Annotated in this window: 13 protein-coding genes, 1 tRNA gene and 1 pseudogene; 6 read left to right on the top strand and 9 right to left on the bottom strand. The window is 64.0% G+C overall.

The annotated features are described in order from the left end of the window. Positions 1-9: 9 nt before the first annotated feature. Genes nadE through M1E10_RS10375 form a run of 3 tightly spaced genes read right to left on the bottom strand, consistent with a single transcriptional unit; the run spans position 10 to position 2,822 of the window. On the bottom strand, positions 10-1,008 hold the full coding sequence (gene nadE / locus M1E10_RS10365) for an NAD(+) synthetase (protein WP_499176264.1): 999 nt from the start codon (positions 1,006-1,008) through the stop codon (positions 10-12). Continuing rightward, positions 1,005-2,555 (bottom strand): class I adenylate-forming enzyme family protein, encoded by a 1,551-nt coding sequence (locus tag M1E10_RS10370; protein WP_499176265.1) that lies wholly within the window; start codon positions 2,553-2,555, stop codon positions 1,005-1,007. The genes nadE and M1E10_RS10370 overlap by 4 nt, the downstream gene beginning before the upstream one ends. Before the next feature lie 9 nt (positions 2,556-2,564). After that, entirely contained in the window at positions 2,565-2,822 is a 258-nt protein-coding gene (locus M1E10_RS10375) for an acyl carrier protein (protein WP_499176266.1), read from the bottom strand. 266 nt (positions 2,823-3,088) lie between these two features. On the opposite strand from M1E10_RS10375, the gene xth reads away from it, so the two are divergent. Continuing rightward, positions 3,089-3,865 carry an exodeoxyribonuclease III gene (gene xth / locus M1E10_RS10380; RefSeq protein WP_499176267.1) on the top strand — a complete coding sequence of 259 codons (777 nt, stop codon included), beginning with the start codon at positions 3,089-3,091 and terminating at the stop codon, positions 3,863-3,865. 125 nt (positions 3,866-3,990) lie between these two features. Here the strand turns inward: xth and M1E10_RS10385 are convergent, their stop codons facing one another. Next, on the bottom strand, positions 3,991-4,695 hold the full coding sequence (locus M1E10_RS10385) for a ribonuclease activity regulator RraA (protein ID WP_499176268.1): 705 nt from the start codon (positions 4,693-4,695) through the stop codon (positions 3,991-3,993). 132 nt (positions 4,696-4,827) lie between these two features. Continuing rightward, on the bottom strand, positions 4,828-5,019 hold the full coding sequence (locus M1E10_RS10390; protein ID WP_499176269.1) for a hypothetical protein: 192 nt from the start codon (positions 5,017-5,019) through the stop codon (positions 4,828-4,830). 148 nt (positions 5,020-5,167) lie between these two features. Here M1E10_RS10390 and M1E10_RS10395 point away from each other — a divergent pair. Continuing rightward, positions 5,168-6,356 (top strand): annotated as a pseudogene (locus tag M1E10_RS10395) (IS481 family transposase). Between the two features lie 43 nt (positions 6,357-6,399). Here M1E10_RS10395 and M1E10_RS10400 read toward each other — a convergent pair. Both M1E10_RS10400 and M1E10_RS10405 read right to left on the bottom strand, forming a co-directional pair. Next, a tRNA-Thr gene (locus M1E10_RS10400) sits at positions 6,400-6,475 on the bottom strand. 117 nt (positions 6,476-6,592) lie between these two features. Further along, positions 6,593-7,549, bottom strand: coding sequence for an NAD(P)H-dependent flavin oxidoreductase (locus tag M1E10_RS10405; protein WP_499176270.1), 957 nt, complete (start codon positions 7,547-7,549; stop codon positions 6,593-6,595). A gap of 248 nt (positions 7,550-7,797) precedes the next feature. On the opposite strand from M1E10_RS10405, the gene M1E10_RS10410 reads away from it, so the two are divergent. Next, positions 7,798-8,967, top strand: a complete 1,170-nt coding sequence (locus M1E10_RS10410; RefSeq protein WP_499176271.1) for a hypothetical protein — start codon at positions 7,798-7,800, stop codon at positions 8,965-8,967. Positions 8,968-8,973: 6 nt separating this feature from the next. Here M1E10_RS10410 and ppk2 read toward each other — a convergent pair whose 3' ends face one another. Then, positions 8,974-9,855 (bottom strand): polyphosphate kinase 2 family protein, encoded by an 882-nt coding sequence (gene ppk2, locus M1E10_RS10415; protein ID WP_499176272.1) that lies wholly within the window; start codon positions 9,853-9,855, stop codon positions 8,974-8,976. A gap of 140 nt (positions 9,856-9,995) precedes the next feature. On the opposite strand from ppk2, the gene phoR reads away from it, so the two are divergent. Next, complete coding sequence (gene phoR, locus M1E10_RS10420; protein ID WP_499176274.1) at positions 9,996-11,240, top strand: sensor histidine kinase; 1,245 nt, start codon at positions 9,996-9,998, stop codon at positions 11,238-11,240. A 116-nt stretch (positions 11,241-11,356) separates the two neighbouring features. On the opposite strand, the gene M1E10_RS10425 is transcribed toward phoR, so the two are convergent. After that, the gene (locus M1E10_RS10425; protein ID WP_499176275.1) at positions 11,357-11,887 is read right to left on the bottom strand and encodes a GcrA family cell cycle regulator; all 531 of its coding nucleotides are present in this window, start codon (positions 11,885-11,887) and stop codon (positions 11,357-11,359) included. A gap of 378 nt (positions 11,888-12,265) precedes the next feature. On the opposite strand from M1E10_RS10425, the gene M1E10_RS10430 reads away from it, so the two are divergent. Both M1E10_RS10430 and argF read left to right on the top strand, forming a co-directional pair. Then, a complete protein-coding gene (locus tag M1E10_RS10430) occupies positions 12,266-13,462 on the top strand; it encodes an aspartate aminotransferase family protein (RefSeq protein WP_499176276.1) in 1,197 nt (398 codons plus the stop codon). A 32-nt stretch (positions 13,463-13,494) separates the two neighbouring features. Beyond that, complete coding sequence (gene argF, locus M1E10_RS10435; protein ID WP_499176277.1) at positions 13,495-14,412, top strand: ornithine carbamoyltransferase; 918 nt, start codon at positions 13,495-13,497, stop codon at positions 14,410-14,412. The last annotated feature ends 106 nt before the right edge of the window (positions 14,413-14,518 follow it).

Below are 14,518 nucleotides of genomic sequence, written 5' to 3' on the forward strand. Positions count from 1 at the left end.
CTCAAGGCTTCAATCCAGCATCGTCGCGGGCATGGCGTGCAGGTATTCCGCCACCTTCCGCTTCGACGCGATGTTGCGCCACACCGCATCCACCTGGTCCACCGTCAGGCCGGCAGCTTCGCCGACGGCGTCTCGGTCGATGCCGGTGTCGAGGCCGTAGAGGCAGATGTCCATGCGGTCGTAGGGCAGCGAGAAATAGTATTCGTCCTGCCCCTGCGGCAGCGACCACGTGTCCGTCGTCGGCGGCCGCTTGCAGATCTCCTCCGGCACCCCGAGCGCCGCCGCCAGCTGGTAGACCTGCGTCTTGTAGAGATGCGCGATCGGCTTGAAGTCGGCGGCGCCGTCACCGTTTTTGACGAAGAAGCCCTGGTCGTATTCCAGCCGGTTCGGGGTTCCGGCCACCGCAAAGTTCAGCCGGTCGGCGTGATAGTATTCGATCTGCTTGCGGGTGCGCTGCTTCATGTTGGCGGCGGCGATCATCCCGAGATAGACCTCGAGCGGCATGCGGTGCCGGCTCTGCTCGCCCGAAGGGGGCGCCACCACCAGCCATGAGATGTTGTAGCCTCGGTTCGAAAGCGCATTCTCCAGGACCACCTTGCAGCCCCAGTCATCGCCGAATTCCGGCACGATCTGCCGGATGAAGCCGTTCCGCCGCGTATAGCAGCCGGCTGCCGCAAGCGCCGGCCCGATGTCCTCCAGCACCGTCTCGACACCGGTGGCTTCCGCCAGCGCGCGACCGAGCCGCAGGCTGTCCGGATCGGAATCATGCTCCGGCATGAAGATGCCCGTTACCTTGCCGGGCCCCAGCGCCCGTGCGCAGAGCGCTGCCGTGACGCTGGAATCGATGCCGCCGGAAAGGCCGAGCACCACGCCCCGCTTGCGCAGGTCCTTGATCACGGTGTCGCGGATCCAGCCGCAGATGCGCTCGATCTCGGTCTCGGCGTCGAGGTGCAGGCTGGCAGCGGAGAATGTCTCAGCCTTCGCGGCGGTCATCATGCTCGGGGTCATAGGGCATTCTCCATTTGTGGTTCGGTCTCGGCGCTGGCGTTCAGTCTGATCTTTCCGGTCGTGGTCTTCGGCAGGGCATCGCGAAACTCGACGCTCTTGGGGACCATGTAGTCTTCCAGCTGGCTGGCGCAGTGGCGGATGATATCCTTCTCCGACAGCCGCGCATCCGGTTCAAGCGCCACATAGGCGCGAACCACCTGACCGAAGATCGCATCGTCTATGCCGGCAACGGCCGCCTCGCGGATGCCGGGAAGGGCATAGAGCACCCTTTCGACCTCCTGCGGGCTGACCTTTTCGCCGCGCGTCTTGATGATGTCGTCCTTGCGGCTGACGAAATGGAGAAAACCCTCGGCATCCGCATGGAAGAGATCGCCGGTGCGCAGGCGCCGCCCGTGCTCCGTGACCTCGAGCGTCGTCCGGGTGTTCCCGTCATCGCGCCAGTAGCCGCTCATCACATGCGGCCCTTCGACCACCAGCTCTCCGATGATGCCTGGGGCAGCAGGCTGGCCGTCGTCGTCCACGACGAAGGCGCGGGTGCCGGGAATGGCCACGCCCACGGAGGTCGGGCGCCTGGCAAGTTCGCCCGCCGGCAGAAAACTCACCCGCAGGCATTCCGTCTGTCCATACATCACGACGATCTTCGCTTCGGGTAGAAGCTGTTGCAAGCGGCCGGAAAGTGCGGGCGGCAGGGCCGCAGCAGCGCTGGTGACATAGCGCACGCTCGGCAGGAACCCAGGCTCCACGTCCTTCATCCCCCCGATCAGCGCCGCCATGGCCGGCACCAGCGGAAAGCCCGTCGTCTTTTCCTCGACAAGCCGGTCGAGGATCTTGCGCGGGAATGCAAAACTCTTCTCCAGCACCAGCGTCCCGCCGAGGGAAGCCATCGTCACCATCTGCGTGATGCCGTATCCGAAGGAAAGCGGCAGGACGCTCAGCACCACGTCGTCGGAGGTGTTCTCCAGATAGCCGATGATCGACTGGCAGGCGGCATCCACATTGGCATGGCTGAGCATCACGCCCTTGGGGCGGCCGGTCGAACCGGAGGTGTGGATCAGCAGAGCCAGCGCTTCGGCATCGATCACGATGGGCAGATCTTCCACCGCTTCGCCGTCCACAAGCGCCTCGAAGCCCAAGACCGTAGTGGCTGCGTCTGATGGCAGTTGAGTAGCGATCATGACGGGATTGCTGTCGGCAAGAGCCACGGCCGTGTCGAGCGTCGACAGCCCCCGCGCATGCAGGATCACCGCCGCCGGCTCAATGCTCGTCAGGATCGCGGCAAGCTTTTCCGCCTTCATGGTCGGATGAAGCGGGCAGGCGACGGCGCCCGCCTTCCAGGTCGCAAGGAAGCTCACGACTGCCTCGGCGTCGTTGTCCAGGAGCAGGACCACCCGTGACCCAGGCTCGACCCCGGACCGGATCAGCGCCTTAGCCAGCCGGTCCGATCGGGCATCGAGGTCTGCGTAGCTCAGCCGCCGTCCGCCGGCGACAAGCGCCGTCTTTGCGGGAAAATGCCTGACGCTGTCGCGAAACCGGGCCTCGATGCGCATCGCTGGTCGTCAGGCCGCAACCGGCAGCTTCCGCGCCAGGTACCCGGTCATGTTGTCGATGCTGTCCAGGTTCTCCGGGACGATGTCTTCGTCGGCGATGCTGATGCCGTAGGTGGCTTCCAGAAACGCGATCAGCTCCAGAACCCCGGTTGAGTCGATCACGCCGCTGTCGAGCAGCGACTGGCTGTCGGCAACCTCGGCGTCGGCGCGGAAAAGGAAATTTTCGGCGATGAATTCGCGGACATTCGCACGGAATCTTTGGGCCATGATGGCTGCTCCCCATTCGGATAGTCGGGCGTGCATTCTGTCTTCGGCAAGGCAATGCCCGTCAATGAACGGAAACCATGGCACGCCTGGCTGAATCTTTTGCTAAAGGCGATCGTAAAGACTTTCCAAAAGCAAGCATCGATTGCACCCTCCGCACGTTCTAGTGTCGCGTCACAAGATGAAGTCGCTTGGCAAGGCAGGAGAAACCGGATGACCGAAGGCGTCCACAGAGGTCAGTTTTTCGCGCGAGGCGGGATCCTGACGGCATGAAGATTGCGACCTTCAACGTCAATGGCGTCAACGGCCGGCTCGAGATCCTGCTGCGCTGGCTTAAGGAAGCGCGCCCGGACGTGGTCTGCCTGCAGGAGTTGAAGGCGCCGGACGGAAGGTTTCCCCACCGCGAGATCGAAGAGGCCGGATACGGCGCCGTCTGGCACGGCCAGAAGAGCTGGAACGGCGTCGCCATCCTCGCGCGCGACACCGATCCGATCGAGACGCGTCGCGGCCTGGCCGGCGATCCGGACGACAGCCACAGCCGCTACATCGAGGCGGCGGTGCAGGGCGTGCTGATCGGCTGCCTCTATGCGCCGAACGGCAATCCGGCACCTGGCCCGAAGTTCGACTACAAGCTGTCCTGGTACGACCGCTTCCTGGCGCATGCGGCCGATCTGCTGGCGACAGGCGCGCCCGTCGTTCTCGCCGGTGACTACAACATCATGCCGAAGGATCTCGATGTCTACGCGCCGAAACGCTGGCAGGATGACGCGCTGTTTCGCCCCGAAGTGCGGGCGGCCTATGCCGATCTGATTGCTCAGGGCTGGACGGACGCGATCCGGCAGCTCCACCCGGACGAGACGATCTACACCTTCTGGGATTACATCCGGAACGCCTGGGGCCGCAACGCCGGGCTGCGGCTCGACCACTTGCTTCTCAGCCCGCCGATCGCCGACCGGCTCAGGCGCGCAGAGGTGGACCGGGAGGTGAGGGGCTGGGAACACGCCAGCGACCATGCGCCGGTCTGGATCGAACTTTCCGACGGCTGACGGCGGGAGCGGGCAGCCTCACGACCGCCCGCTTTCATGATGTGTCAGACTGCCGACTGCGACCTGTGCGTGAGCCTGCGATTCTCGTCGGAGGCGATGACGCCGTGCCGTAACAGCGCTTGCGCCTATTGCCCGTCTTTCCAGGCCTGGTAGCGCGCCTTGGTCTCCGCGTTCATCGGGTAGAGCCCCGGAAGCGCCACGCCACGATCGACCTCCGTCATGATCCAGGCTTCCATCCGCTCCTGCTCCGGCGCCTCCTCCAGCACCGCATCGAGCAGCTTGGCCGGGATCAGCACGGCGCCGTCCTGGTCGACCACGACAATGTCATCGGGGAAGACGGCGACGCCGCCGCAGGCGATCGGCTCCTGCCAGCCGACGAAGGTGAGACCGGCAACCGATGGCGGCGCCGCAACGCCATTGCACCAGACGTCCATGCCGGTGCCGAGCACGCCTTCCGCGTCGCGCACCACTCCGTCCGTCACCAGCGCCGCAACACCGCGCTTGACCATGCGCGCGCAGAGGATGTCGCCGAAGATGCCTGCGTCGAGAACGCCCATGGCATCGGCCACCGCCACGCAGCCTTCCGGCATAGCCTCGATGGCGGCGCGGGTGGAGATCGGCGAGGCCCAGCTTTCCGGCGTCGCCAGATCCTCGCGCGCCGGCACGAAGCGCAGCGTGAAGGCCGCGCCGACAACGCGGGGCTGCCCGGGCTTCAGCGGCTTGGTACCGCGCATCCAGACATTGCGGAGCCCCTTCTTGAGAAGGACGGTGGTCAGCGTGGCGGTGGAGACGCCCTTCAGCGTCTCGATGGTCTTCGGATCCAGCGGCATGAAATCTCCTCGCACTGCGGAAGGAGCAGTCTCCTTCACGGGCAGGATATTCGGCCGCGTCCTTTCAGCCGTCAAGGAACGCAAACGCCTTTTCCGTCCCCTTGCGAGGGGCCGAAATCCACGGTCTCACCGTCATTCCTTGCTGGTGTCGTCCGCCGTCCGGTCCGTGTCGCCGTTCTGGAACATCCGCCGGTCCGCGTCCGCCTCGCCGAGGTCGAAGTTCTCGACCGGCTGAATAGGCGGGTTGCCGGCAACCGCAGCCTTGTCTTCTGTGGTGGACGTCTTGCTGTCGCTGTGCAGTTTGTTGCTGGGCTGGTTGGTCATGGTCTTCGTTCTCTCGTTGCGAGTGAACGGGAAAACGACTGGCAGCCGGAAATGTTCGCAAAAGCTTCGGGAGATGAGTGACCCGAGACATAGGTGACGTTTTGTACCGGACACATGGGTAACACTTTTCGCTTTGCGGGAGGTGTTGATGCCGTGGAGAGAGTGTTCGGTGATGGAAGAACGTCTACGCTTCGTGGCTCGTCTTCTCGATGGAGAAGGCATGAGCGATGTGTGCCGCCAGTTTGGCATATCGCGCAAGACTGGCTACAAGATCTGGGATCGCTATCGGCAGGAAGGGCTGGAGGCGCTCACCGACCGCTCGCGCCGCCCGGTGCGCTACGCCAACCAGTTGCCCGCCCAGATCGAGCAGTTGATCGTCGAGACCAAACGCAACAAGCCGCATTGGGGCGCCCGCAAGATTAGAGAGCTCCTGGTCAGGAAGCTGGCCGGCGACATGCGCATTCCGGCGAAGTCTACGGTGCATGCGGTGCTCGACCGGCACGGCCTCGTGAGCCGCGCCCGCAAGAGGCGAACGGCGAACAAGGCGGCAGGCACGGCGCTGTCGCAGGCCGCCCTGTCCAACGATCTGTGGTGCGCCGACTTCAAGGGAGAGTTCAAGCTTGGCGACGGCCGATACTGTACCCTTGACGGTAACGGACCAGGCCTCGCGCATGATCCTCTGCTGCGAAGCCCTTGAGAGCACGAAGGAGGCTGCAGTCATCGAGACCTTTGTCAGCCTGTTCCGGGAGCGCGGCCTGCCAGCCGCCATCAGGAGCGACAACGGCCTGCCCTTCGCCAGCCCCAACGGGCTCTACAACCTGTCGAAGCTGTCGGTGTGGTGGCTGCGGCTCGGCATTGCGATCGAGCGCATCAAACCCGGTCACCCACAACAGAACGGCCGCCACGAGCGCATGCACCGCACCCTGAAGCAGGAGACGGCGCGTCCGCCGGGCATGAACGCCCTGCAACAGCAGGACCGCTTCGACCAATTCGTCAGCGAGTTCAACGAGGAACGCCCCCATGAGGCTATCGGCATGAAAACACCCGCCGAGCTCTATACGCCCTCGTCGAGAGCCTATGAAGGCCTGCCAGACGTCGAATACCCCTTCCACGACAGGGACGTCCTCGTCACCGCCTGCGGACGCATCTGTATGGCACGAAAGAAGATCAACCTCTCCACCGTACTCGCCGGTCAGAGGCTAGGCATCAAGGAGGTCGACGACGGCATTTGGCTCGTCAGCTTCATGCACTATGATTTGGGTTACATCGACCTGGAACAGAGAACCTTGCAGACCATCGACAACCCGTTCGGCACGAGGTTGTCACCCATGTCTTAGGTACAAGCTGTTACCAATGTCTCCGGGCTGTACAAGAAAGAAATGGTGCCGCTTGCAGGACTCGAACCTGCGACCCCATCATTACGAATGATGTGCTCTACCACCTGAGCTAAAGCGGCCCGTGCAGCGCCAGCGTCGGGCTGCGAAGGTGAGGGGCTGATACAGGCAAAGAAAGTCCATTTCAAGCCGAGATTTGCGGCGCGGCGCATTTTCCCGGCGCCGCAAACCTCAAGGCATCAGGCGCAGATGCGGATCCGAGCCTCTCTGTATTCGCGCTCCAGGCGATCGACCAGCTCCGAGACCGGCACCACCGCCTTGACGGCACCGACGCCCTGGCCGGCGCCCCAGATGTCCTTCCAGGCCTTTGTCCCCGTCGTCGCCTTGTCGAAGTCCATCTTCGAGGGGTCGGCGACGGGCAGATTGTCGGGATCCATGCCGGCGGCGATGATCGACCCCTTCAGGTAGTTGCCGTGGATGCCGGTGAAATAATTCGAATAGACTATGTCGGCCGCCTGCGAGCCCGCGATCATCTGCTTGTAGTCCTCCGATGCGCGGGCCTCTTGCGTCGCGATGAACGGGGTCCCGACATAGGCCATGTCGGCGCCCATGGCCTGGGCGGCGAGAATGCCGTCTCCGGTGCCGATGGCGCCGGCGAGCAGAAGCGGCCCGTCGAACCATTCGCGGATTTCCTGGATCAGCGCGAAGGGGGAGAGCGTGCCCGCATGGCCGCCGGCGCCGGCGGCGACCGCGATCAGGCCGTCGGCACCCTTGCGGATCGCCGAATTAGCGTGCCGGTTGTTGATCACGTCGTGCAGCACGATGCCGCCATAGGAATGCACGGCAGCGTTCACCTCCGGCACGGCGCCAAGCGAGGAGATCACCACCGGCACCTTGTATTTGACGCACATCATCAGGTCGTGCTCGAGCCGCTTGTTGGACGGATGCACGATCTGGTTGACGGCAAACGGTGCCGCCGGTCGGTCTGGGTTTGCGGCGTCATGGGCGGCCAGCTCCTCGGTGATCATCGCCAGCCACTCGTCGAGCTGGCTCTCCGGCCGCGCGTTGAGCGCCGGAAAGGCGCCGATGACGCCGGCCTTGCACTGCGCCAACGTCAGGGCCGGGTGGGAAATGATGAACAGCGGCGACGCAACGACCGGCAGGCGCAGTTTGTCCCTCAGAATGGCTGGCAGCATTGGGGTGATCCTCCTCGATTGACGTTTACGCGCACGTAAGAAGCTTAGCAGAAGCATTCGCACTGGAAAAGAGTGGCACGAGGGGTCCGTGACGACAGTGCAGACGCTAGCCGCAGTTTAGCCGGAATAGGAGTGCTTGCAGTTCACGAGCGGAAAGATTACCGAAACGTGAAACGATCGGCTTCGTCCGGAGCAGAACAGAGCAGGGACTGATAGTGAGCGGTTTGGAAACAGCGATCAGGAACGCGTTGGCGAAGTCCGACCGTGCCAGTCCCGAAATTCGCGCGCGCATTTATCAGTCGGCGCGGCAGGCCTTGGACTCGGGCCTCGCGAAACAGGGCGTCACAGACGCGCAGATGGTCGCCGCCCAGCGGCAGCGTCTGGAATTGAAGATCCGCGAAATCGAGGGAGAAGAGCGCAGCCGGCTGCAGGCACCAGGCGTGGCCACGCCAGCGCCGGCATCTCCTGTGCCGGTCTCACCTGCCGCGCGTGACCGGGTTGCCCCGCCGGCACAGCGGCCGGCATCGCCGCCACCCGAAGCTGAGGAAGCGTCCTTCCTGGGGGGCGCCGTTCGCGATGACGCAAGGCGCGATCCTCCGGCCTCACGTGTATCGGACGCCGCCGACCTCGACACGCTTCGCGCGGAGCGGGACAGCGCGCCGGCCGCAGCACCCCTTTCAGACACGGCTGCCGGCGCGAAACCGAGCCGCCGATACCGCTTCGGACGCGGCGGCACGACCCTTGATGCCCCGCCGAAGCACGCTGCCAAGCCGCGCCGCCGCCGCCGCGGTTTCCTCTCCGTGCTGGCCGCCTGGCTCGTGTTCTTCGGATTGATCGGCGCAGCCGGTTGGTGGGCCTATTCCTCCGGTCTGGTTCAGCAGTCGCTGGATCAGGCAATCGAGGCGGCCAACCAGGCGTCGCGCAACCAGTCGTCGGGTCAGCAGGGGCTCGGCCCCCAGGTCGGCTTCTCGGTGGATTGGCTTGCCGTTTTTGACGGCACCAACACCGCGGGCCTCCAGGCCTCCGCTCCCGCCACGATGGAGCCTGTCACGACCGCCAGCGGCGCGGCGGTGCGGCTGGCATCCGGCGCCGTCGACGCCACGGGAGACATCGCGGTCGAAATTCCGGCCGACGTTCTCGGGCAGTTGGCCGGGAAGACGTCGACCATCGCACTGACGGTGCAGTCGGGTGCGGACTCCGGGGTGCAATTCTCGGTGCGTTGCGAGTTCGCAAGCCTGGGGGCCTGCTCCCGCCACCGGTTCTCCGCCCATCAGGAAAAGGCCGATGCCCTCTTCCGTGTGACGTTCGATGCGTCGGCTGCGCCCGCAGCTTCCGGCCGGCTGTTGATCAACACCAGCGTCGCGGCCGAAAGCAGCCCGGTTCTCCTGTATGCGGTGCGGATCCTGCCGGGCCAGTAGCCCGCCTCAGTCGAGGAAGGCGGGTCCCTCGCCGATGATGCGGTCGTCGATCTCGCCGATCACCTTCTTGTCGCGCCCCTCGTAGTCGATCGACAGCAGGAGATGGCGGATGACATTGATGCGCGCGCGACGCTTGTCGTTCGCCTTCACCACCATCCACGGCGCCTGGGCACTGTGTGTCTTCTCCAGCATCCGGTCGCGCGCCTTGGTGTAGTCGTCCCACTTCGTCAACGCCGCGACGTCCATCGGTGAGAGCTTCCAGATCTTCAGCGGATCGTGGCGTCGGTCATGAAACCGCTTCAGCTGCATCTCGCGCCCGATGTTGAGCCAGAACTTGAAGAAGTGGATGCCGTCGTCGACGATCATCTCTTCGAAGTGGGGCGTCTCCTTCAGGAACTTCTTGCATTCGTCCGGCGTGCAGAAGCCCATGACCGGCTCGACGACTCCTCGGTTGTACCAGGAGCGGTCGAACAGCACGGCTTCACCCGAAGACGGGAAATGCGCCACATAACGCTGGAAATACCATTGGCCGGCTTCCGTTTCCGTGGGCTTGGGCAGGGCCACGATACGGGCGGAACGCGGGTTCAGATAGGCGCGGATGGAAAATATGGTGCCGCCCTTGCCGGCTGCATCACGCCCCTCGAACAGCGACATCATCCGCTTGCCGGTGGCGTTCAGCCAGAACTGCAGCTTGATCAGCTCGATCTGCAGGTCCTCCAGCGTCTTCTTGTAGTCATCCTTGTCCATCTTCTCGTCATAGGGATATCCCTCGGAACCGAGTGCAGCGTCATGGACCCAGTCAGGCAGTTTCGGATCGTCGATGTCGAAGGCGCGCTTGCGCCCGCCGATGTCGAGTTCGACCGTGCGGTCCTGCTTGCTGCTGCTCATCGATAGTACTCCTTTGATCGGTCACAACGCGCGAAGCTGTGACAAGTCACCCAATTTATCCTTCATCCACCGGTCGTCGATGTATATCTGTCATCCAAGCGGTCTAAGAGCCGAGATTTGGATCGGGGGAGGGATCGTTCATGGCATCCGAATGGGGGACTTGGTTGAACAAGCGGTTCGGCGGCAGCTGGCCACTGGTCCTTGCGCTGTCGATCTCTGCCGTCCTCGCTGCCTTCGCCGGGGTGCCGGCATGGCAGGCGGCGCTCGGCTGGTTCTGCCTGGTCGGGCTGACGCTGGTCGGCGACCAGCGCACGCCGGAGCCGGAGAGGGCATCGCCGCAGACAGAGGCAGAGCCGGATCACCTGAAGCCCCTCGCAGAAATTGCAGCCACCATCGATGCGCTGGAGACGCCAGCCCTGCTTCTCGATCAGGAGGCAAATGTCCTGTTCCAGAACCGTGCCTCCGATCGCCTGCTCGGCGCCCTGCCCATGGGCGTGCATGTTTCGGCAAGGCTGCGCTCGCCCGCTGTTCTCGACATGGTGCGCGAAACGCTGACGACCGGGCGACCGAACCAGATCGAACATGCAGAGCGGTTGCCATCGCAGCAGGTCTACATGGTCCGCATAGCGCCGATCGATCTGAAGCGCCCCGATGCTGGCCAGCTCTATCTCCTTTGCTTTCGCGACATCTCGGAGTTGCGAAGGCTGGATCAGATGCGCAGTGATTTCGTGGCCAATGCCAGTCACGAGTTGCGCACGCCGCTGGCGTCGCTGCGCGGCTTCATCGAGACCCTACAGGGTCCGGCCAAATCCGATCCCAAGGCGCATGAACGCTTCCTGGCTATCATGCTGGACCAGTCGACCCGCATGAGCCGTCTGGTCGATGATCTCCTGTCGCTCTCGAGACTGGAGCTGAAGGCGAATGTGGCGCCCGAATGCAAGGTGGACCTGGTCCCCGTGCTCTCTCATGTCCGCGACTCGCTTGTGCCTCTGGCCGAGGAGCTGGGCGTGGAAATCCACCTGCACCTGCCCGCCGGTCCGGTGGAGGTGACCGGCGATCGGGACGAGCTCGTCCAGGTGTTCGAAAACCTGATGGAAAACGCCTGCAAATATGGCCAGGAGGGCAAGCGCGTCGATGTCTATCTGAAGGCGGTCGAGGCGCGCCCTGTGGAAGTCACCGTGATCGATCACGGGCCGGGCATACCCTCCGAGCATGTTCCGCGCCTGACGGAGCGCTTCTACCGCGTCAGCGTTGCCGACAGCCGCTCCAAGAAGGGAACGGGCCTCGGCCTTGCGATCGTGAAGCACATTCTCACCCGCCACCGCGCCCGCCTGATCGTCACCTCCGAAGTCGGCAAGGGCAGCCAGTTCACCGTCCGCTTCTGATGCGGATGGAACCGGGCCACGCAAAAGCGTCGGCCCTCTTCATCTTCCTCACCCTCCGCAGACGAAACAAAAAAAAGCGGGCCGGGGCCCGCTTCCTGTACTTCTGCCTGTCGGTCTCAGCCGCGGGCAGCCGCGGCTCTGCGGCGTTCGGCGACCGGCTGGTAGGCCAGCTTGGCGTGGTAGCCGCAGTAGGGTGAGGCATCGGCTGCATCGACGCCGCAGAAGTGGAAGTCGTCCTTCAGCGGGTCGCCGACCGGCCACTTGCAGGTGCGCTCGGTCAGGTCCGTCAATGTCAGCTTGCGGGAAATCGGCACCACCACGTTGGTGGACGGGACGTACTGCACCTGCGGTACGCCATCGACCTCTTCCTTGAGGGCGTTGGCACCAACGGTGCGGGCGACCGGGCGGGTGGCGACGCGGGCCGGATAGTTGGCCGGGCGGGCAGGGGCAGCGGTGACGCGCTTGGCGGTACGCGTTGCGGCGGATGATCCGCCGGCCTTCGCGCGTCCTGGCAGGTTTAGCCGGTGAACCTTGCCGATGACGGCATTGCGGCTGACGCCGCCCAGTTGTGCAGCGATCTGGCTGGCGCTGAGGCCTTCGGCCCAGAGCCTCTTCAGCCTTTCAACGCGCTCGTCTGTCCAATTCATGCCCGTTCTCCGCCTTTTGAACGTATGGCATGCAGAATCCCTCACCGTTGGCGCGAGTATCATTTCGCGCCAGCCACTATATATAGGCTTTAGGTGACTAGTTCCGCCGCATGCAGTCTAGTTGTTGATTGCAAACTACTGGTCGGCAGACTCCGTGGCAAGAGTCGCGGGAATCCCTGCGAATCGTTTTCAGGGTTTTCCCCAACTTGCTGGTTAGGCGAGTCATATTTGTCACAATGTGTCCGGTCGTACGAGAATGTGGATTTGTTGACATCTATCGGCGAAATGGGGATAGTGCCCGCGCCGCCCTCAGGGGCGGCATTTTTGATTTGGCCGCCGTTTCCCAGAGGCCGCGATCGATGAAGGAATGGTGCTGCCATGGCTGAACCCGCACTGTACGAGACCTACAACCGCGCACCGCTGCGTTTCGAGCGCGGCGAAGGGGTATGGCTGACGACGGAAGGCGGCGAGCGCTACATGGATTTCGCGGCGGGCATCGCCGTGAACTCGCTTGGCCACGCGCACCCGCATCTCGTGGGCGCGCTGAAGGAGCAGGCGGGAAAGCTCTGGCACCTGTCAAACCTCTACGACGTTCCGGGGCAGGAACAGCTGGCGCGGCGGCTGGCGGAAGCTACCTTTGCCGACAAGGTGTTCTTCACCAACTCTGGCGCCGAGGCGCTCGAATGCGCCATCAAGACGGCGCGGCGCTATCAGTACGTCAACGGTCACCCCGAGCGCTTCCATATCATCACCTTTGAAGGCGCCTTTCACGGACGCACGCTGGCCACCATCGCCGCCGGCGGCCAGCCGAAGTATCTCGAAGGCTTCGGCCCGAAGGTCGAGGGCTTCGACCAGGTCCCCTTCGATGATCTCGACGCCCTGAAGGCCGCGATCACCGATGCAACGGCGGCAATCCTGATCGAGCCGATCCAGGGCGAAGGCGGCGTCCGCCTGGTATCCAAGGAATTCCTGCGCACGCTGCGGCAGCTGTGCGACGACCACGGACTGCTGCTGATCCTCGACGAGGTGCAGTCGGGCGTCGGCCGGACCGGCAAGCTCTTCGCCCATGAGTGGGCCGGCATCACGCCGGACATTATGGCTGTCGCCAAGGGCATTGGCGGCGGCTTCCCGCTGGGCGCATGCCTTGCCACCGAAGAGGCCGCAAGCGGCATGAAGCCCGGCACCCATGGCACCACATACGGTGGTAACCCGCTGGCCATGGCCGTCGGCAACGCGGTGCTGGACGTTATCCTGGCCGATGATTTCCTCGAGCATGTGCGCGACGTGGCGCTGGTGTTCCGCCAGGGCCTCGAAAGCCTCAAGGACCGCTTCCCGGACATCATAGACGAGATCCGCGGCGAGGGCCTGATGCTCGGCATCCGGACGAAAGTGCCCAACGCCGAGCTGCTGATGGCCATGCGCGACGAGCATCTCCTCGGCGTGCCGGCCGGCGACAACGTCATCCGGCTTCTGCCGCCGCTGGTGATCACCGCGGAAGAGGCGCGTGAAGGCCTCGCCCGCATTGAGCGCGCGGCCGAAGCGCTCGGCAAATCGGCCCTGAAGAAATCAGCGTAAGGAGTCGAGGGCTCTGCCCTCACTGACTGGACATGGCGTCACCAAAGCACTTTCTCGATCTTTCCGCCGTTTCTTCCGCCGATCTGCGCGCCATCATCGATGATGCGCGCGTGCGCAAGCAGGCAACCAAGGCCGGCACGGCCGACAAGCCGCTGGCTGGCAAGATGCTGGCGATGATCTTCGAGAAGCCGTCGACCCGCACCCGCGTCTCCTTCGATGTCGGCATGCGCCAGCTGGGCGGCGAAACGCTCTTCCTCTCCGGCACCGAGATGCAGCTCGGCCGCGCCGAGACGATCGGCGACACCGCAAAGGTACTTTCGCGTTACGTCGATGCGATCATGATCCGTACCACCGACCACGCGCGCATGCTGGAAATGGCCGAGCATGCCACGGTCCCGGTCATCAATGCGCTGACGGATGACACCCATCCCTGCCAGATCATGGCCGACATCATGACCTTCGAGGAACACCGCGGCCCGGTCGCCGGCAAGACCATTGCCTGGACCGGCGACGGCAACAATGTTCTGCATTCCCTCGTCGAAGGTGCGGCCCGGTTCGGATATCGCATGAACATGGCCGTGCCGATGGGCTCCGAGCCCTCCGACCGGATCCTCAACTGGGCGCGCAACAATGGCGGCGAGATCATGCTCTACCATGATGCCGAGCGCGCCGTTGCCGGTGCTGACTGTGTCGTGACCGACACCTGGATCTCCATGAACCAGGAGCACAAGGCGCGCGGTCACAATATCTTTCAGCCGTTCCAGGTCAACGCCCAGCTGATGAAGCAGGCGGGCAAGGATGCGCTCTTCATGCATTGCCTCCCGGCGCATCGCGGCGAAGAGGTGACGGACGAGGTGATCGACGGACCGCAGTCGGTGGTGTTCGACGAGGCGGAAAACCGGTTGCACGCGCAGAAGTCCATCCTGGCCTGGTGCTTCGGCGCCGTCTGAGCCGTTGGCTTGATTTTCGCGAAAATCGATCCCATTTATCGCCTTTCGCAAATGCTGCCCCGACGGGCGGCCCCACATCCATTGCCGACATCTTTTTCCACCGCAG

This window comes from Rhizobium sp. PK7-22, from assembly GCF_056530405.1.